The organism is Peribacillus glennii, from assembly GCF_003429105.1.
GTDB classification, from domain to species: domain Bacteria; phylum Bacillota; class Bacilli; order Bacillales; family DSM-1321; genus Peribacillus; species Peribacillus glennii.
On sequence record NZ_QVTD01000023.1, the window covers coordinates 1 to 16,874 of the forward strand.

General features: G+C 43.5%; 18 protein-coding genes, 11 tRNA genes and 1 pseudogene. 2 read left to right on the plus strand and 28 right to left on the minus strand.

Annotated features, from left to right (window positions below; translation table 11 throughout):
- Window positions 1-46: 46 nt before the first annotated feature.
- From D0466_RS20870 to D0466_RS20925, 12 genes are all read right to left on the minus strand, one after another.
- Window positions 47-120 (minus strand) — tRNA-Gly (locus tag D0466_RS20870).
- A 32-nt stretch (window positions 121-152) separates the two neighbouring features.
- A tRNA-Pro gene (locus D0466_RS20875) sits at window positions 153-229 on the minus strand.
- Between the two features lie 5 nt (window positions 230-234).
- Window positions 235-311, minus strand: a tRNA-Arg gene (locus D0466_RS20880).
- Window positions 312-322: 11 nt separating this feature from the next.
- Window positions 323-408, minus strand: a tRNA-Leu gene (locus tag D0466_RS20885).
- Between the two features lie 55 nt (window positions 409-463).
- Window positions 464-548: transfer RNA gene (locus tag D0466_RS20890), tRNA-Leu, on the minus strand.
- 7 nt (window positions 549-555) lie between these two features.
- A tRNA-Lys gene (locus D0466_RS20895) sits at window positions 556-631 on the minus strand.
- 6 nt (window positions 632-637) lie between these two features.
- A tRNA-Gln gene (locus tag D0466_RS20900) sits at window positions 638-712 on the minus strand.
- A 75-nt stretch (window positions 713-787) separates the two neighbouring features.
- Window positions 788-863, minus strand: a tRNA-Asp gene (locus D0466_RS20905).
- 15 nt (window positions 864-878) lie between these two features.
- Window positions 879-953, minus strand: a tRNA-Glu gene (locus D0466_RS20910).
- A 25-nt stretch (window positions 954-978) separates the two neighbouring features.
- Window positions 979-1,069, minus strand: a tRNA-Ser gene (locus D0466_RS20915).
- A gap of 6 nt (window positions 1,070-1,075) precedes the next feature.
- Window positions 1,076-1,150, minus strand: a tRNA-Asn gene (locus D0466_RS20920).
- 202 nt (window positions 1,151-1,352) lie between these two features.
- On the minus strand, window positions 1,353-1,823 hold the full coding sequence (locus tag D0466_RS20925; protein WP_117324442.1) for a SprT family protein: 471 nt from the start codon (window positions 1,821-1,823) through the stop codon (window positions 1,353-1,355).
- Window positions 1,824-1,904: 81 nt separating this feature from the next.
- Between D0466_RS20925 and cmpA the strand changes: the two genes are divergently transcribed.
- Entirely contained in the window at window positions 1,905-2,015 is a 111-nt protein-coding gene (cmpA, locus tag D0466_RS20930; protein WP_117324443.1) for a cortex morphogenetic protein CmpA, read from the plus strand.
- A gap of 72 nt (window positions 2,016-2,087) precedes the next feature.
- On the opposite strand, the gene D0466_RS20935 is transcribed toward cmpA, so the two are convergent.
- From D0466_RS20935 to acpS, 14 genes and pseudogenes are all read right to left on the minus strand, one after another.
- A complete protein-coding gene (locus D0466_RS20935; RefSeq protein ID WP_117324444.1) occupies window positions 2,088-4,271 on the minus strand; it encodes a Tex family protein in 2,184 nt (727 codons plus the stop codon).
- 256 nt (window positions 4,272-4,527) lie between these two features.
- A complete protein-coding gene (locus D0466_RS20940) occupies window positions 4,528-5,136 on the minus strand; it encodes a PP2C family serine/threonine-protein phosphatase (protein ID WP_117324445.1) in 609 nt (202 codons plus the stop codon).
- On the minus strand, window positions 5,133-5,924 hold the full coding sequence (sigB, locus tag D0466_RS20945) for an RNA polymerase sigma factor SigB (protein WP_117324446.1): 792 nt from the start codon (window positions 5,922-5,924) through the stop codon (window positions 5,133-5,135). Before sigB ends, D0466_RS20940 begins: the two co-directional genes overlap by 4 nt.
- A complete protein-coding gene (gene rsbW / locus D0466_RS20950; RefSeq protein WP_117324447.1) occupies window positions 5,902-6,375 on the minus strand; it encodes an anti-sigma B factor RsbW in 474 nt (157 codons plus the stop codon). Before rsbW ends, sigB begins: the two co-directional genes overlap by 23 nt.
- Complete coding sequence (locus D0466_RS20955; RefSeq protein ID WP_117324448.1) at window positions 6,372-6,704, minus strand: anti-sigma factor antagonist; 333 nt, start codon at window positions 6,702-6,704, stop codon at window positions 6,372-6,374. The genes rsbW and D0466_RS20955 overlap by 4 nt, the downstream gene beginning before the upstream one ends.
- A 59-nt stretch (window positions 6,705-6,763) precedes the next feature.
- Window positions 6,764-7,774, minus strand: coding sequence for a PP2C family protein-serine/threonine phosphatase (locus D0466_RS20960; RefSeq protein ID WP_117324449.1), 1,011 nt, complete (start codon window positions 7,772-7,774; stop codon window positions 6,764-6,766).
- Window positions 7,775-7,786: 12 nt separating this feature from the next.
- A pseudogene (locus D0466_RS20965) lies at window positions 7,787-8,188 on the minus strand (anti-sigma regulatory factor).
- A 2-nt stretch (window positions 8,189-8,190) separates the two neighbouring features.
- Window positions 8,191-8,547, minus strand: a complete 357-nt coding sequence (locus tag D0466_RS20970; RefSeq protein WP_117324450.1) for an STAS domain-containing protein — start codon at window positions 8,545-8,547, stop codon at window positions 8,191-8,193.
- A gap of 2 nt (window positions 8,548-8,549) precedes the next feature.
- Window positions 8,550-9,377: an RsbT co-antagonist protein RsbRA gene (locus tag D0466_RS20975; protein ID WP_117324451.1), complete on the minus strand. Its 828-nt coding sequence runs from the start codon at window positions 9,375-9,377 to the stop codon at window positions 8,550-8,552.
- 550 nt (window positions 9,378-9,927) lie between these two features.
- Complete coding sequence (locus tag D0466_RS20980; protein WP_117324468.1) at window positions 9,928-10,278, minus strand: type II toxin-antitoxin system PemK/MazF family toxin; 351 nt, start codon at window positions 10,276-10,278, stop codon at window positions 9,928-9,930.
- Between the two features lie 7 nt (window positions 10,279-10,285).
- Window positions 10,286-10,567 (minus strand): CopG family ribbon-helix-helix protein, encoded by a 282-nt coding sequence (locus tag D0466_RS20985; protein WP_101634016.1) that lies wholly within the window; start codon window positions 10,565-10,567, stop codon window positions 10,286-10,288.
- Window positions 10,568-10,723: 156 nt separating this feature from the next.
- A complete protein-coding gene (gene alr / locus D0466_RS20990) occupies window positions 10,724-11,881 on the minus strand; it encodes an alanine racemase (RefSeq protein WP_117324452.1) in 1,158 nt (385 codons plus the stop codon).
- 345 nt (window positions 11,882-12,226) lie between these two features.
- Window positions 12,227-13,240, minus strand: coding sequence for a LolA family protein (locus tag D0466_RS20995; RefSeq protein WP_117324453.1), 1,014 nt, complete (start codon window positions 13,238-13,240; stop codon window positions 12,227-12,229).
- A gap of 518 nt (window positions 13,241-13,758) precedes the next feature.
- Entirely contained in the window at window positions 13,759-14,115 is a 357-nt protein-coding gene (gene acpS / locus D0466_RS21000) for a holo-ACP synthase (RefSeq protein ID WP_117324454.1), read from the minus strand.
- A 109-nt stretch (window positions 14,116-14,224) separates the two neighbouring features.
- On the opposite strand from acpS, the gene D0466_RS21005 reads away from it, so the two are divergent.
- A complete protein-coding gene (locus D0466_RS21005; protein ID WP_117324455.1) occupies window positions 14,225-14,824 on the plus strand; it encodes a rhomboid family intramembrane serine protease in 600 nt (199 codons plus the stop codon).
- Between the two features lie 14 nt (window positions 14,825-14,838).
- Here the strand turns inward: D0466_RS21005 and D0466_RS21010 are convergent, their stop codons facing one another.
- Together D0466_RS21010 and D0466_RS21015 are read right to left on the minus strand one after the other, a co-directional pair.
- Entirely contained in the window at window positions 14,839-16,299 is a 1,461-nt protein-coding gene (locus D0466_RS21010) for a PH domain-containing protein (protein WP_158555989.1), read from the minus strand.
- The gene (locus D0466_RS21015; RefSeq protein ID WP_117324457.1) at window positions 16,292-16,765 is read right to left on the minus strand and encodes a PH domain-containing protein; all 474 of its coding nucleotides are present in this window, start codon (window positions 16,763-16,765) and stop codon (window positions 16,292-16,294) included. The genes D0466_RS21010 and D0466_RS21015 overlap by 8 nt, the downstream gene beginning before the upstream one ends.
- Window positions 16,766-16,874: the final 109 nt, after the last annotated feature.

The following is a 16,874-nucleotide window of genomic DNA, read 5'->3' on the forward strand; positions in this document are numbered from 1 at the left end:
AAAAAACGTTGGCGCTTTGTTTTGTTCAGTTTTCAAAGAGCAATTATGGAGCGGGTGATGGGAATCGAACCCACGACATCAGCTTGGAAGGCTGAGGTTTTACCATTAAACTACACCCGCATTAATGAATATATTAACAATGCTATAAGGGATGGTCGGGAAGACAGGATTCGAACCTGCGACCCCTTGGTCCCAAACCAAGTGCTCTACCAAGCTGAGCTACTTCCCGTAATATGGCGCGCCCGAAAGGAGTCGAACCCATAACCTTCTGATCCGTAGTCAGACGCTCTATCCAATTGAGCTACGGGCGCATATATCTTATTGGTGCGGCCGAGAGGACTTGAACCTCCACGGGGTCGCCCCCACTAGGCCCTCAACCTAGCGCGTCTGCCATTCCGCCACGACCGCAAAAGCGACACTAATTATTATATCATTTATTCACAAAAAATCAACTGGCAATAAATGGTGCGGGTGAAGGGACTTGAACCCCCACGCCTTGCGGCGCCAGATCCTAAGTCTGGTGCGTCTGCCAATTCCGCCACACCCGCATATTAATGGTGAGCCATGAAGGACTCGAACCTTCGACCCTCTGATTAAAAGTCAGATGCTCTACCGACTGAGCTAATGGCTCGGAAAATGGCTGGGCTAGCTGGATTCGAACCAACGCATGACGGAGTCAAAGTCCGTTGCCTTACCGCTTGGCTATAGCCCAATAGTTAATCTAACACAGGAATATATTGTACCACTTTGGTGTTTTAAACGCAAGTGGTTTTTTTTAAAAAAATAATGGCGGTCCCGACGGGAATCGAACCCGCGATCTCCTGCGTGACAGGCAGGCATGTTAACCGCTACACCACGGGACCAATATAAATAAAAAATGGTGACCCCTACGGGATTCGAACCCGTGTTACCGCCGTGAAAGGGCGGTGTCTTAACCGCTTGACCAAGGGGCCTTAAGAAAAATAACAAATTAGCAACTGGCGGAGAAGGAGGGATTTGAACCCTCGCGCCGCTTACGCGACCTACACCCTTAGCAGGGGCGCCTCTTCAGCCTCTTGAGTACTTCCCCAAAAAATGGCTCCGCAGGTAGGACTCGAACCTACGACCGTTCGGTTAACAGCCGAATGCTCTACCACTGAGCTACTGCGGAATAATCTTATCTGGTTTAATGATTCAATCTGGCTAATTTACTTTATGTCTGCAAACACTTGGCATCACTGTATAAATGCTTTGTTGTTGTTTTGTCGACTCTTATGATTATACGTAGGTGACAAACGAAAGTCAAGGGTCTTTTTTCATTTTTTACGTTTAAAAAAACCAACCAGGAAACCACCTTGCAAAAGGGAAAAGCGTTATTTTATCAGGACTTCTTGTAAGAGAATTAACTTCCCTTTACATTTACCGCAGACATACCTGTCTGTATTGATCCTTTTTTTTCTGGTATACAAATGGCCGCATTTTTTGCATTGGTAACGGCACAGCTTTTTGCTTTTATTCTTAGCTGACTCTTCGAGAGGTGTGCAGAATCTCGGTCCGCCCACTAACTTCAATAATTGCCGGAAGTCAGCATCCCTGTGTTGGTAGCCTCGCTTTTCCAAGTGGAGATGGTAATGGCAAAGCTCATGTTTAATGATGCCAATGAGTTCTTCCATTCCACGTTCATCAAAATATTTTTTATTTATTTCGATATCATGGGTACGAAGCAAGTACCTGCCTCCTGTTGTTCGAAGGCGAGGATTAAAAGTGGCATTGTGGTTAAATGTTTTCCGGAAATACTTCAAGGATACTTCTTCAACCAATAGTTGAAGCTCTGAATTATCTATGATAATCGCCTCCTTTTATGCACATGACAATCCATTATAACATACAAATAAGATAAACTTAGGGAATGACAGGAGGTACACATGCCTAAATGGTTTCAGAATCAAATGATGAGAGCCTTTTTGGAGAAAGACCGCTACCAGGTTAAAATGTTGAACCAATGCTGGTTTTTTTATTTAAAAAAGAGCAGTTAAATTGATTTATAGGGGAAATGGCACAAAAAACACCCTCCTTACACAGCAGGCCGCCGAAGGGTGTTTTTCAGATTATATTTGTTTTTCAGGAGGCAGCATGGTTAACGACAGCCTTTGTTTTTGGATATCCAGTTGTTCTACCCAAACCGTGACAACATCGCCAACCGAGACAACATCGAGAGGGTGCTTTACAAACCTGTTGCTAAGCTTTGAAATATGGACCAGCCCGTCCTGCTTTACGCCTACGTCTACGAAAACCCCAAAGTCGACAACATTTCTTACAGTTCCTTGAAGCTCCATACCCGACTTCAGGTCTTCCATTTTCAAAACATCTTGCTTCAATAATGGCTTTGGAAGCTCATCACGCAGATCCCTTCCCGGTTTCATCAAAGCATCAATGATATCCTTCAAGGTAATCTCCCCAACGCCAAGTTCAGCCGAAGCTTCTTCCAGATCTATATTCTTTAGCTCTTTATTCAGAGATTCAGTGCCGAGATCACTGGATGTATGGCCCACCTTTTTCAACAGCTTGTATACGGCTGCATAATTTTCGGGATGTATCGATGTTTGGTCTAATGGTTCCTCCCCATCCAGGATGCGCAGGAAACCTATACATTGTTCATATGTCTTCGCACCGAGCCGCGGAATGCCTTTTAACTGTTTACGGCTATTGAATCTTCCTTCTTCCTCACGCTTTTTAATGACATTCTGTGCAACGGATTTGGATAATCCGGATACATACTGAAGCAGGGATACGGATGCCGTGTTAACGTTGACCCCCACCTGATTTACTGCTGTTTCTACAACAAACGTAAGGGATTCAGATAATTTCTTTTGTGAGACATCATGCTGGTATTGGCCGACTCCAACAGATTTCGGATCAATTTTGACAAGCTCCGCCAATGGATCCTGAAGCCTCCTTCCAATAGATACGGCACTTCTTTCCTCCACTTGCAGATCCGGGAATTCTTCACGGGCAATATCAGAAGCAGAATATACGCTCGCGCCAGCCTCATTGACAATGATATAAAAGATAGTTGCCTGTAAATCCTGTAAGACTTCAGCCACAAATTGTTCTGTCTCGCGGGATGCTGTGCCGTTGCCGATTGCGACGACTTCGACTTCATATTCTTGAAGCAATGAAATCACTTTTTCACGGGCAGGTTCTTTTTTGGAAACAGGCGGATGCGGATAAATCACGCTGATGTTCAGCACCTTTCCTGTTTCATCAACGACAGCGAGCTTGCAGCCTGTCCGGTAAGCAGGGTCTACCGCCAGCACTACCTTGCCCTTTAATGGGGGCTGCAGCAGCAAATTCCTTAAGTTCTCGGAAAAAATATGGATTGCCTGGTCCTCCGCTTTTTCGGTCAGCTCCTTTCGGATTTCCCTTTCAACCGAAGGCAGGATCAACCGTTTAAAGCCGTCTTCTATAGCTTCCTTTACAGCCCCTGCAGTAATAGACGCTGAATTTTTGACCAGCTTTTTTTTCAGGTAATTTAGAATCGTTTCCGTGTTTGGCACTATCGAAACCCTGAGTACATCTTCCTTTTCCCCGCGGTTCAGGGCCAAAATGCGGTGGGGAACAATCTTCTGCACCGGTTCCTCATACTCATAATACATTTCAAAAATCTTTTTCTCGTCTTTTTCCTGGTTCTTTACATGGGTTGTAATTTGGCCTTTTTTCGATATTTCAGCCCTGATCCACTTCCGAAGTTCCGCTTCATCAGAGATCTGTTCAGCGATGATATCCTTCGCTCCGGAAATGGCGTCAAGAGCAGAAGACACTTCTTTTTCTTCCGATATAAATTCCTTTGCCCGTTGTTCGAGATTGCCATTCACAGGGAAACTCATGATCCAGTCTGCTAATGGTTCAAGGCCTTTTTCCTTGGCGACAGTTGCCTTCGTTCTTCTTTTTTGTTTATAAGGACGGTATAAATCCTCTATTTCCTGCAATTTTTCTGCCTCTTCAATCTTGTTTCTAAGATCCACGGTAAGTTTGCCTTGCTCTTCAATAAGCCGGATTACTTCTTCCTTCCGGTTGCCAAGGCTCTCAAGATAATTCCACCTATCCATGATGGAACGGATTTGCACCTCATCTAGGGATCCTGTCAACTCTTTGCGGTAACGCGCAATAAAGGGAACCGTACTCCCATCCTGCAGCAGATTTATAACATTCTGAACCTGGCTTCTTTTAAATGATAATTCATGCGCCACTACATTTATAAGTGATTGAATTTTTTCTTTTACCGCTGACAATGTACTTCCTCCAAGCAATTTTATTATGTATCCAGTCTACCAAAACAGGCACCAGGAAGCGAATACATGTAATCTTGTGCGGTTTATAGAAAACTTCATTTGTTTAGCCTGGAAAACGCCAAGGCAGAGACGCAGCCCAGGCCCAAAGGATGCGGGTTTTCCAAGGTGAGACATAAGGATGCACAATTAGTTTGTTGTGCTCTATTCAAGCTTCACACTTTCGTTTTTGGCAAGAAAAAAGCTTACTTTCTACTGATCATGAAAGTAAGCTTCCTAAGATTAACGTTGTATCATCTGAGTGAATGGGATTGTTTTGCAATATCATCCTTGAACTATGTTCAAGGGATGAATACGTTTTTAATATGGATTTTGCTCCTTTAAGCTGTAGTCCATCTGAATGAAGAATAAATTTAGCGTAAGGCTCATATTTAAATCGTTGTGTATGGTATTTTTGGGCCCTTCCAGACAAATATCCGGTCACAGGCAAGGGGTAAACCAGCTTGTCCGAATCTGGATTATACAAAAAGAATCGGATGTTTCCCACCGAACTGTATACGAATTCCTTCGTATCATAATAAATTTTCAGGACGGACACAGCAGCTCCCCTTTTATTGACCAAGGCTTCATTGCCAAGGGACATCAAGGTTTGCACCCCATTTTCATGATGGGTTTTCACGGCCTCGGTAACCGCTGAAGAGGATTCGTAGGCGAATTTACCGCTGCCCAGCCCGTCAGCCAGTACACAAAGGAAATATTCCTTCGTATTCATGATGAAATAATCGTCGCCGCAATATGGCATTTCATTTTTTGAAGATTGAGAGGCAATGACCTCAAGTTCTTCATCTCTCAATATTTGGTCGTTCATTGAACAAACTCCGAACTGTTTTCTGCGTTGATTGCTTCCTGGAGTTTCTTTATCGCCCTTCTCTGTAAGCGTGATACATGCATTTGGGATATCCCCAGACGCTCGCCGGCTTCTTTTTGGCTTAAGTTCTCAAGGTACGTATAATGGATAATTCTCTTCTCGCGATCACTCAAAACATGCAAGACTTTTTCTAATACTAGCCGCTGATTCACCTTTTCAAATCCCTCGTCTACATTGCCAAATATATCAAGCAGTGTGACGGTGCCACCGTCAGAATCGGCTTCAATGGAATGGTCGACAGATAAAGCCTGGTAGCTTTTGCCCATTTCCATTGCTTCCAAAACCTCCTCTTCCGCCACCTCTAAATGGCGTGCGATTTCCTCGATTTTTGGCGAACGGTGAAGGGTCGTCGTCAGTTCCTCAACAGTTGCTTTAATTTTCGGGCCTAGTTCCTTAATTCTTCTCGGCACATGGACGCTCCATGTCTTATCCCTCAAAAACCTTTTAATTTCCCCGATAATCGTAGGGACTGCAAAAGCTTCAAAGCTTTTTCCAAACGATTCATCATATCTTCGGATTGCGCCCAGAAGGCCAATCATCCCTACCTGGACAATATCTTCCTGATACGATTTACCCTTTGAGTATTTCCTTGAAATGGTTTCGACTAAGCTTTGATAATGGAGGACTAATTCATTTTGGGCACCCTCATCTTGATGGAGCTGGTAAGCTTTGATCCATTCGTTTACTTGTTCTTTCGTCGCTTGATTAGGTTGAGAGTGTTTTTGCATCCATCTCCACCTGCTCTCCTTCTAAAAACTTAGTCATAAACACGGTAACCCCTTCATGCTGGTGAATTTTCACTTCATCCATCAGGGTCTCGATGAGGTAAAGGCCTAAGCCTCCTTCTCTAAGAAATTCCACATTTTGCCCATTTTCATAAGGTCCCAACCCTTGTCTCACTTGGTCAAAATCGCAACTTTTCCCGCTATCGGACACCATGACCTCCAACCGGTCATTGAACAATCCAAAGCTTATTTTCACTTCACCCTTTTCACCTTCTCGATAGGCGTGCTGCACAGCATTTGTGCACGCCTCGCTTGTGGCTATTTTCAAATCTTCTATTTCATCGTATGAAAAGCCCATACGGCTTGCAATACCGGAAAGTGTTAAACGTATGACTCCGATGAAATCAGGCTTTGCAGGTATCTTCTTTTCGATGTAATCGTATGGTTGATTCATTCTAACCCACCCTCTGTACCACTTTTTATCTCAATTATATCTGCAAGGCCGGTTATGTCGAATAAGCGGCGCAGACGTTCTGATAAACCCTCAAGCCTGAATTGCCCATTATGGGCACGCACACTTTTGAACAAGCCAACAAACACACCAAGACCCGTACTGTCCATATAGGAGACATCAGTAAGATTGACAACCATGGTGACGTTCTCCTGTTCAGATAGAGGAAACAATGTTTCTCTCAGCTTCGGTGCCGTGTATGCGTCAATTTCTCCTTTTACCTGCACTTCTACTTTTGATTCTGTATCTTGCACATCTATCGTAATGTTCATCTTTTTGACCCACCCTTTTTAAACTCAATTCCAATAATATTTACCCGATAATTTAATCATCAAACGTTTCTTTTTAAAATGATTAATGTAAAATCATCCCGCAATTGGAAATGTTGGAGTTTTTCAAGCTGCTTATAAATATTATTCACAATTTCCTGGGCATTTAAGTGGATATTCTTTTGGATATATTCGACTAATGTTTCCCGTTCAATGAATCCTTCACTTGTGCGGCATTCAGTCACACCGTCTGATAGAAGGATAATCATATCCCCGGTTTCCACCTGTTTCTCATACTGTTGGTATTTCGTTTTCTTATCGACCCCCAACAAAAGCCCCTTGGCATCCAAATCTATAAATTGACCGGTCGCTGCCTCGTAATAAAAGCCCGGTTCATGCCCCGCAGATGCATAAGAAAAAATGTGGTTATAAGGATCATAAAGGCCATAAAACATTGTGATGAACATACTTGGATCAACATTGTGCTCAACAACTCGATTCAGGCTTTCCAAAACGAGGCTTGGGGCATGCCGGTGTTCTGGCAGGCTGTCCATTGCATATTTGATCATGGACATGCACAGGGCTGCAGGGATGCCTTTCCCGATAACATCCGCAATGCCAACTCCTATTGATTTGCTTTCATCCTGTACAAAATGGTAATAGTCGCCATTCATTTGTCTTGCGGGTACGCTAATCACGCCGATTTCCATCCCTTCAACGTCTGGAATGTCCGTTTCCAGCAGGGTATGCTGAACATTGGCAGCGATCTCTATTTCGGATTTAAGCTCTTGCTGCTGGTGCCGCAAACTCTGGTGTTCCCGGTAAGCGATACCGTATCCCATCATTACTTCCAACAAAAAATCCAATGAATGGAGTACCTTCATGGGCGTATCCGGAAAAATTTCCAATAAGATGCTTTTATGGAGGCTGATGATTTCTTCTGGAGAAACTTTATATTCGATTGTTTTTCGGCTAAGTTTTTGTCCTTGATATAACGCTTGCTCCGTCTGGTCTTTCAAATACGTCGAGAGAGCTTCACGGTACTTTTCTTCCATGTTCTCTCTTATATCCATTCTATCTCCCCCCTAACGGAGCCATTTCGTTGCGGATATCTTCGTGCCTTCGCCCGGCACAGAATCTATTTCGAATTCATCCGTCAACCTTTTCACACCAGGAAGGCCGGCCCCTAATCCTCCGGAAGTTGTATATCCATCTTCCATGACTTTTCATATGTCCTGGATTCCAGGCCCTTCATCAACGGCGATAATTTTCAAGCCTGACTTACCCTCTTCAAAAACCTTATCTATACATACAGTGCCTTGACCGGCATATAAATATATGTTTCTTGCGAGTTCACTGATAGCTGTGGTAATCCTTGCCTGGTCGACGGTGCCAAATCCCAGCTCTTTGGCAACATTTCTCCCAAGCTGTCGAGCAGCTACGATGTCCCATTCATTAATAATTTTCACGCAGGATTGGAACTCCATAACTACTCCCCCAATTCCTGTTGTAATTTCTCCAGGCCTTTCTCAAGGTCTAATGCTGTCATGACATCATCCAGGCTTATGCCTAGTTCGATCAATGTAATCGCGACAGCTGGCTGGATTCCTGTAATTACAACTTTAGCCCCCATAAGTTTAGACATGCTGAAAACATCACCTAAAACTTTAGCAATGAAGGAATCTATAAAATCAATGGAGGTAATATCAATTACAACTCCATTGGCGCTGGTTTCGTGGATTTTTTGCAATAAATCTTCCTGGAACTGAAGGGCAGTGGCATCATCAAGTTCCCATTGTATCGATACTAAAAGACAATCATACAGCTTTAAAATAGGGATTCGCATGTTCATTCTTCCACCTCGATTATTTTTCGGCTAGTCAGCTCCAATGCAGCTTCCACACCATTTTTCAATGAATTTTTTGTTATGATTTCATTCAAATTAATCCCTAAATTTACGATGGTCTGAGCAATTTCAGGGCGGATGCCGCAAAGCATGCACTTTGCCCCTACCAGCCGTACAGCTTCGGCAGCTTGTATAATATGGTGCGCCACCATCGTATCCACCACGGGCACCCCGGTAATGTCGATCAAAACAACCTCTGAACGGTGTTTTACAACGCCATTAAGCAAATTCTCCATAATCTGCTTCGCCCGTTCCGTATCGATGGTCCCGACTAGCGGCATGACCGTAATCCCCTCAAGCACAGGAATTAGCGGTGCGGACAATTCCTGCAGCGCAATCTTTTGCAATGATACCGTCTTCTCCCAGGTTTGGGAGTACATATGCACAATTTCGTTATTCATAGGCGTTGACCATCTGTCAAAATCATATATGATTTCCATTTGGTTGTCCGGGGTAACAACACCGTTTTCCTGCATGGCTTCGAATACAATCAGATTGAATTCACGGAGTCCCTCATTTACAAACGTAAGGGGCCAGCCAAGCCGGACCACCTTTTCGGCAAATTCCGAAAGCTTATACTTAAATTCATCATTATTGTTTTGGATATTACTAATAACCATATCGATAAACTCTCGGCTTGTCCGTGTAAACATCTGATCCGATACGACTTTAATAAGCCGTTCATCGGCTTTTTCTTTCATTCGCTTCATCCACTCATCTAGGATGTAGTCCTGGTTTTTGATAATAAAACCGTAAACCAACTGATTCATAAGTTCCTCCCATTCAGGCACACTGGCATATCGTCTGTTTATATTATAGAATTTACGTTATTGGCTGCCATAATTCCTGTGCTTATTATATCGTTTCTCCGTCCCATTTCAGCTCACAATGGATCCTTTCTATTCAATACCCCTTTTATTGCCTATATAAAAGAAAAACCCGGCGGCTTAAAGAAGCCCTCTATGGCTAGCCAGCGGAGCATCTCCATTTACACCCAACCGAAAAAATTATCACTACGCTATGTGGCATCAAAAAAAGTAATTGGAAAAGATTAATAAATCGTCAGCTTCCCCACGCTTTCACTATAATGTTTTGAAGTTTTATTCGTCAAATGAAATAGTTTCCCCTGCCAAAACCTCCGCCTTTTTATGAAAACGTACATATAGGAATTCTGCTCCACCTGCTCCCCTCCGTGCAGGGGATAAATAAAAAACGGCCCCGACTTAGTTTCGGAACCGCTTTATGCAAAAATTATTATCTGTTAAAAGGACAATAGAACTATCATAAAAAGGCATTTCAAACCGGAGCCTTTTGTCATCTTTAAAACTCTACCAGCCCCAGGCTGATTTGCAGTGCTTCATGGACCTTTTGCATCATCGTCTCATCAAGATGAGTGATTTTATCGGTCAAACGCTGCTTGTCAATCGTCCGTATTTGTTCTAAAAGTATCACTGAGTCACGTTCAAATCCATACTTTTTAGCATTAATCTCGACATGCGTAGGCAGTTTGGCTTTCTGAATTTGCGCTGTAATGGCTGCCACGATCACAGTCGGACTAAAACGGTTCCCGATATCATTTTGAATGATCAGCACCGGACGGGTTCCACCTTGTTCTGAGCCCACGACCGGGGACAGGTCTGCGAAGTAGACGTCACCACGCTTAACGACAATCAACGGTTCATCCTCCGCTAACTAATCGTTCAACGCAATGTTCAGCCTCATATTCTGCCAAAAATGCTTCTGATGCAATTGTTAAATTAATGGCTGCCATTTCAATATAACCACGTTTCATTGACTCGCGAAATTCTCTTTTTTTACGTTCGCGAAGATATAGCTTAGTGGCACGGTAAATGAACTCGCTGCGATTTACATTTTCTTCTCTAACATATCCATCTAATTCGGATAAAAAATTTTGAGGTAATCGAATTAATATCTCTCTTGTTGCGCTGGATTCAGACACAAACATACACCTCCACCATCACTACACACCTAAATATATATCCTTTTCCATATTACCATTAAAATGTCTGTCTGCAAAGAGTATATTCCAAACTCTATACTATTATCAGCAAAAAAGTATTTTTCTTATTCACTTTTATCCTTATTGCCCACTTATTTACTCCAGCAGGGAGTTTACTACTTTAATCACCCGTCCGTCTGTTACATATACCCGCGGTACCCGGGCAGCGATCAGGCATGGCACTTCATAATTAATTGTGCCAAGCTTTTCGGCGATTTCATCGATTGAAATAAAAGCCCCTTTATTCTCTCCTATTAAGGTGATCTCCGATCCGACAGGAAGTTTTTCTTTAAGCCTAATCATGCATTGATCCATGCAAATCCTTCCGACAATCGGCACCCTCTCACCATTAACGAGCACTTCCTGCCCCTGAAGCCTCCTGATCCAGCCGTCGGCATAGCCAATCGGCAAAGTCGCAATCCATTCTGCTTGTTTAGCAGTATAAGTCGCTCCGTAGCTTACGCTTTGTCCTTTTTCAATCTGTTTCACATGTACGATTTTCGTTTTAAGGGACATAGCCTGCTTCAACGGAAAAGGCAAGCTGCCTTTCATTTCTGCCGATGGAATTAAACCGTACATGGTTATCCCCATTCTCACGGCGTTACATTCATTTTCTTCAAAGCGCAGGGATGCAGCGCTGTTTGAAGCATGGATAAGCGGCGGGCGTTCTTTCAAACAGGAAAGCATTTCCTTAAAAACCGACTGCTGTTGCAAATAGTAGCTAGTATCTGTTTCGTCTGCGGTGGCATAGTGTGTATAGATTCCTTGGAAAACAAATTTATCCTCTTCCCTGAGCATAACTTCGAGAGTGGACAGCTCTTCTTTTGAGCGGATTCCCAATCGACCCATGCCGGTGTCACATTTCACATGCACTTTGAGCCGGGAATCCGCGGAAAGTGAATGGGCTGCGCTTTGTATCCATTCTTTTTGGAACACAGTCAAAGCAATGTTATTCTCCGCGGCTATCGCTGCCGTTTCCGGATTTGAAGCCCCAAGTACAAGGATCGGCACTTCTATTCCTTTTTTTCTTAAAGCCAATGCTTCATCTAGGAAAGCTACCGCCAAAAAATCCGCACCTGCACTTATAGCGGTACTGGCCGTTTCGAAGTCCCCATGGCCATACCCATTCGCCTTTACAACCGCAAATATTTTCATTGCAGGAGGAAGATGTTTTCTCATATTGGCTACATTTGCGTAAATGTGATCTAAATCGATTTCTGCCCACGTATCCCTGTAGTGTTTCCCAGCATCCATCCTATTACCCTTCCCTCTATTACTTATATACTTCATCTTTTTTGCCAGATGCAAAGTTTCACCTTATTATAGTCAATTCTTTTCATGATTGAAAGGAACGTCACAATGTGGCACCCGAGACTTCCACAGGACAAGGTAAGTTATGGGAGCATTGCACAAGGAAAGTAGCTTTTCCGAGGATGTGGTCACAAGTTTTCTGCCGGACGTGGCACTGGTTAGTCGATGTTCCTATAAAGGCGCTTGCGTTTTTACATCAAAAAATCCGGCTCTATTCTGCATATATGGCAACGTGTGGCCGCGCATATTTGCAGAATAGAGACCGGAACTTTTTCTAGATTTTCGCTATTATTCCTTCACAGCTGTTCCTTGGACAGACCGGGCAATCCTCACCATTTCCTCAGGGCTCAGATCCTTGGAAGCAAGCATGTAATCTACTCCCGCGTAGGTCCAGGTAACCGAATTCCCTGTCAGTGCCCCAACCGTAAATCCAAGGTCTACCGGTTCCCCGTTAATATTTTTCGATACAAGAGATGTTTGGACGACTTCGGCTTTTTCCTGAATTAACGTAAAGTTCTTTTGCCCTTCATATGTGAGGACAACTCGTTTACCATCTTCTATCGTCACATCTTTCTCTTCGGTTAAGCTGACACCATCCATTTTAACTGTCGGATACTTAACAGCGAAGCTTCCATCCTTCCCTTCCCCCATTACTGGCACTTCCAACTGGGCTCCGGTCATATTTTTTTTCATATCAAATGCGTCCTTATCAAATGTCGTATTAAATTGCACAGATGAAAACTTAACCGTCACCAAAGCATTGTGGTCAGAATCCATGACTTTGACGCTGACCGGAGAGAGATCCTTTTTATTCAGCGTTATCTCTTGGAAAGGGAGCATTTTATGATTTTGATAGCGTGTTTTTGTTTCAAAAATAAAGTGCTTATCTGTCGACTTGAAGGTTGCATTTTTATCCTCCATGATGTCTTTAACCAGCGATTCATATAAATAAGCCTGGCTGCTGTTTTTTGGCCACTCGCTTTGGAATTTAAAGCTTTTGTTCAACGCCGGCGTCAGTACATAAACTCCTTCCTTGTTTCGCAGGATCATTTGGCTTTGGTCCTTTTCGGAGTTCTTGAGATTCACCCTGTAAAAAGAAGGATTCTTGTGCCAAATTTCCACATTATAACTTTGCGGATCGGTTCCCATCTTCAGTGTCATTGTGGCATTTGCTTTATAACCTTTCATTTCTTCAAGCTTCTCATCCAGGTCGCTCACTACATCCTCCTGCGTTTTTTGGCCGCAAGCTGATAGGGCAAAAACCAGCAAGATCCCTGTAAAAAGCACCAGCAACTTCTTCATTTTTTCAACCCCTTTTGGTTTTTAAACATAAAAAGGGAGAGGAAAAGGCAGAGTCAAGACATATCCGGCTCCATGAAACCCATGCGTTTTTTCTATTTCCGCTACATCTGCAAACGCCCCGTTAAGTGAAAAAAATGTCCCAAAACGGGCCTTTGCAAATTGGCCTTTCGAAGAGCCTTTCACACTCAAACATGTCAGTACCGGACCTTGTCTCCCTATAGCAATAAGAGTATATGAGACAACCTGTTTCAATATGTCAAAAAGGGCCAGGCTAAAATAGAAGGCTGCCTCAAAGAAATGCACGGGTCTAAGAAAACTAGCTGAACGGCGCGGACGCTTTAAAGTGAGAGACAGAGGCGTAGCCGAGGCTTAAATGTAGGTCTCATAGGAGATATAAGGACGGGGCGCACCTAGTCGTATTGTGATTTATCCAGAAAGAACGTTTATTGTATCCTTTCTGCTACATATGAAAAAACAGGCAGCCCGTATGCCGCCTGTATCATGTAATAAACCCCTGCCTAATCAACTTCCTCAATAACCACCTGCGCCGCTGCATACTCCCTGCTATGCGTGATGGACAGATGCACGCCTTTAGAAAAAGGCTTTTGGATATAAGGCCTTCCATGTTGGTCTGTTGTAATGGTGATATCCAAAAAAGACAAGCTTTCTCCAATACCAGTGCCCATAGCTTTTGCGAATGCTTCTTTTGCCGCAAAACGCCCTGCAAAAAATTCCGTTTGTCTAGAACCTGATAGACCTGAGTAAGCTTCTCTTTCAAGTTCCGTTAAAATTCTTTCCGCAAATCTCGGCTGCCGGTCCAGTATAGCGCGTATGCGGGGAATTTCTATAATATCCAATCCGATTCCTTTTATCATGGCTGCCCTCCTTCTATTTGGCTGATCCATTGCATATATAAATCATGTACAGATTATGGAAGATGTGGCTTTTGCTAATAATTACGTACGAAAAAAGGGTGACTGATCGATGTTTATGAGAACGGAAAGCGTTCCACAATTCATCAGACTATATCCGGCTGTTTCCATCCTGCTTTTGATTAATATCCTTATGTTCTTTCTTACATCACTGCCGATTTTTCCGGAATATACCATTCTTAAGTGGCTGTCGGGTTTCAATCGTTATATTGCTGCCGGGGAATGGTGGAGACTTTTGAGTCCCTTATTCCTTCACGTTTCATTCAGCCATTTGTTATTCAACTGCTTTTCTATCGTGATCCTCGCCCCATATTTGGAAATGATCCTTGGACATCTTAGATTTTGTGTTTTCTTTCTTGCCGCGGGCGCGGCCGCCAATATTGCTACCTTTTTGCTACACCCGATGTCATATGTGCATGTTGGTTCAAGCGGCGCAATTTTTGGTGTATTAGGGTACTATCTATGGCTGGCATTAATTGTTAAAGATGGTGTGGCAAGACAGCACGCTACAACCATTTATGGCCTGACAGCCCTCGCGGTTATTATGACTTTTATCCAGCCCGATGTTAATGTGACCGGACACCTGGGGGGTTTCGCCGCTGGTATCGCATTGGCCCCATTATTCACAAACAGCATAAAAGGGCATAGGTAAATTCCTACTCCTTCTTAAGCAAACCAGTCAGTGATCCGTTCTGAATCCGCTGCTTCCAGATCAATGACCTTGCCGGTTCTTGGTCCGGCGCCTGATGTTACAGTTGCTGAAATGGATGCCAGCCTTGTTCTTTTTTGGAATGGACTGACCTCGCTATAAACCGCTTGAATCTTTTTCTTTTGAAAAATCATGGTTTGTTTGGATAAGACTCTTGATCGTAACTGCAGCTGATTACCAGAAATATTCCAACCTGCTGCCCTATAACATAAATAAGCCCATATAGCGCCAATCGGCAAAAGCAAGATTGAGAGAAAACCCACTGGCCTGAAGAAAAAAGAGAATACTGCCGTTATTGGGATCATGATTATCGATACCCTAAATAAATATCTCCTGAAAGATCGCGGCGGGACAGGGTTGATCTCCACATCTATCTTATATTCGGGAATGAATTGTTCAGTCAGAACCTGGATTTGTTCTTTTTTGATCAATGGAAAGAGCATGATTTGGGAGCTTTCCTTGTCAAGGATGGAGCCGCCGGCATATTCCACATAAACGCTTGCATAGCCAAGAGACTGCCTGATTATATTTTCTGTGATCCTTAGTGCCTGGATTTTTTCAAGCGGGATCGTCAATTGCCTTTTTTCAAACAAGCCTCTGGAAATAATGATTTTTCCCTCACTTTTCGTGACCGTAAAGTATGCATATTTTAGAAGGATTCCAGCTGTAGCTGCCAAATAGGCAAATAATAACACGAACACAACGATGATTGAAATAAACACGAAGCTGCCATTTATAAATTGTTCTACCCCAACAAATAACCGATTGTAAGGAATAAGCTCTTCAAATTGCCCGAAGAGTGCCAACCCTCCGGAAAAGACTACTCCGACGCCTCCGGATGTCAAGGCCATGATAAACAGTTCCTTGAAGGACTGCTGAAATACTCTCCGATCCTTCTCTACCTTCTCCTCTTGGAAGTTTTGCAGCCTGTCCGTTTCAAAACGAATGGCTGAAGGAACCTTTCCACCTCTTTTCACGTCATTGAAAATCTCGGTGATATGTCCTGCTTCATTTTTTGTGATGGCAGTCAAGGTGGCCTCAGCTTGTTCCCCGCTGGATCCGGCAGTTTCGACCTTCATCTTTACGAGACCGAATAAACGCTGCGGGATCCCTTCCGATGTATCCAGGCTATGTATTCTTTCAAACCGGATATAGCGTTTTTTCCTGATAAAAATGCCGGACTCGATCCGTAACTCCCCCTCCTCAATCCAGTATGTGAATCGAAACCAATCGAGGATCCCATATCCAATTAAAAGGAGGATGATAACAGGGACAGCGATCAACTCGAACAATGCCCATGACCCGGATTCACCTCCGCCGAAAACGAGGAGTATTACTAAAGGAAAAAAAGCTTCTTTTAACATTCTTAAGCCAGTGGAGACTGCCGCTACCGGGTGAAGCCTCTTTGGTCTAGACATCTTCTTCCACCACGCTTGCCATGGCTGAAATGTAGCGACGAAGTTTATCCGCTTCATATAAATCAAGTGCGGGGATTTCATGGATGGTTGCTGCAGTGGAAATTTGAACGGAAGCCAGTCCATATTTTCTTAACAACGGCCCTTGCCTGGTATCCACATGTTGGACGCGGACCATCGGAACCAGGGTCCTTCTTATGACAAAAAGCCCGCTCTGAATTTCAATCTCCGATTCCCGTACATCATACCTCCATCTTTTCCACCTGATAAGGGGAACCAAATAAATATCCGCATAAGTAAAAACCAAAGCCAGCAAAATGATTCCCGCGATAATCCAACGCGGCCAATCAAAAAACACGATGAGAAAAATCGTTCCAGCAGAAACCGCCCAACTAATAAGTGAAACAAACAAGCCTGTCAAGCGCCAGACCTTTAACGCTTTTTCTGAAATGAACTTTTGAGGTGCCAAAAAACGGTCTCCTCTCTCTAACTGCCATTTATTAAGAATCCGTAAAAAGTATACTATATTTTCCACAAACGATGCACTCACTAGTTACGCGGACCAGTGGCACTTTACA

Bases quoted from the DNA above. Each gene is read 5' to 3' on its own strand.
- D0466_RS21010 (WP_158555989.1), bottom strand. From the start codon at position 16,299: ATGTCTAGACCAAAGAGGCTTCACCCGGTAGCGGCAGTCTCCACTGGC.
- D0466_RS20970 (WP_117324450.1), bottom strand. From the start codon at position 8,547: ATGCGAATCCCTATTTTAAAGCTGTATGATTGTCTTTTAGTATCGATA.
- D0466_RS20960 (WP_117324449.1), bottom strand. From the start codon at position 7,774: ATGGATATAAGAGAGAACATGGAAGAAAAGTACCGTGAAGCTCTCTCG.
- sigB (WP_117324446.1), bottom strand. From the start codon at position 5,924: ATGCAAAAACACTCTCAACCTAATCAAGCGACGAAAGAACAAGTAAAC.
- alr (WP_117324452.1), bottom strand. From the start codon at position 11,881: ATGGATGCTGGGAAACACTACAGGGATACGTGGGCAGAAATCGATTTA.
- D0466_RS20955 (WP_117324448.1), bottom strand. From the start codon at position 6,704: ATGAACATTACGATAGATGTGCAAGATACAGAATCAAAAGTAGAAGTG.
- acpS (WP_117324454.1), bottom strand. From the start codon at position 14,115: ATGATAAAAGGAATCGGATTGGATATTATAGAAATTCCCCGCATACGC.
- cmpA (WP_117324443.1), top strand. From the start codon at position 1,905: ATGCCTAAATGGTTTCAGAATCAAATGATGAGAGCCTTTTTGGAGAAA.
- D0466_RS21005 (WP_117324455.1), top strand. From the start codon at position 14,225: ATGTTTATGAGAACGGAAAGCGTTCCACAATTCATCAGACTATATCCG.
- D0466_RS20940 (WP_117324445.1), bottom strand. From the start codon at position 5,136: ATGAACGACCAAATATTGAGAGATGAAGAACTTGAGGTCATTGCCTCT.
- D0466_RS20995 (WP_117324453.1), bottom strand. From the start codon at position 13,240: ATGAAGAAGTTGCTGGTGCTTTTTACAGGGATCTTGCTGGTTTTTGCC.
- D0466_RS20975 (WP_117324451.1), bottom strand. From the start codon at position 9,377: ATGAATCAGTTGGTTTACGGTTTTATTATCAAAAACCAGGACTACATC.
- rsbW (WP_117324447.1), bottom strand. From the start codon at position 6,375: ATGAATCAACCATACGATTACATCGAAAAGAAGATACCTGCAAAGCCT.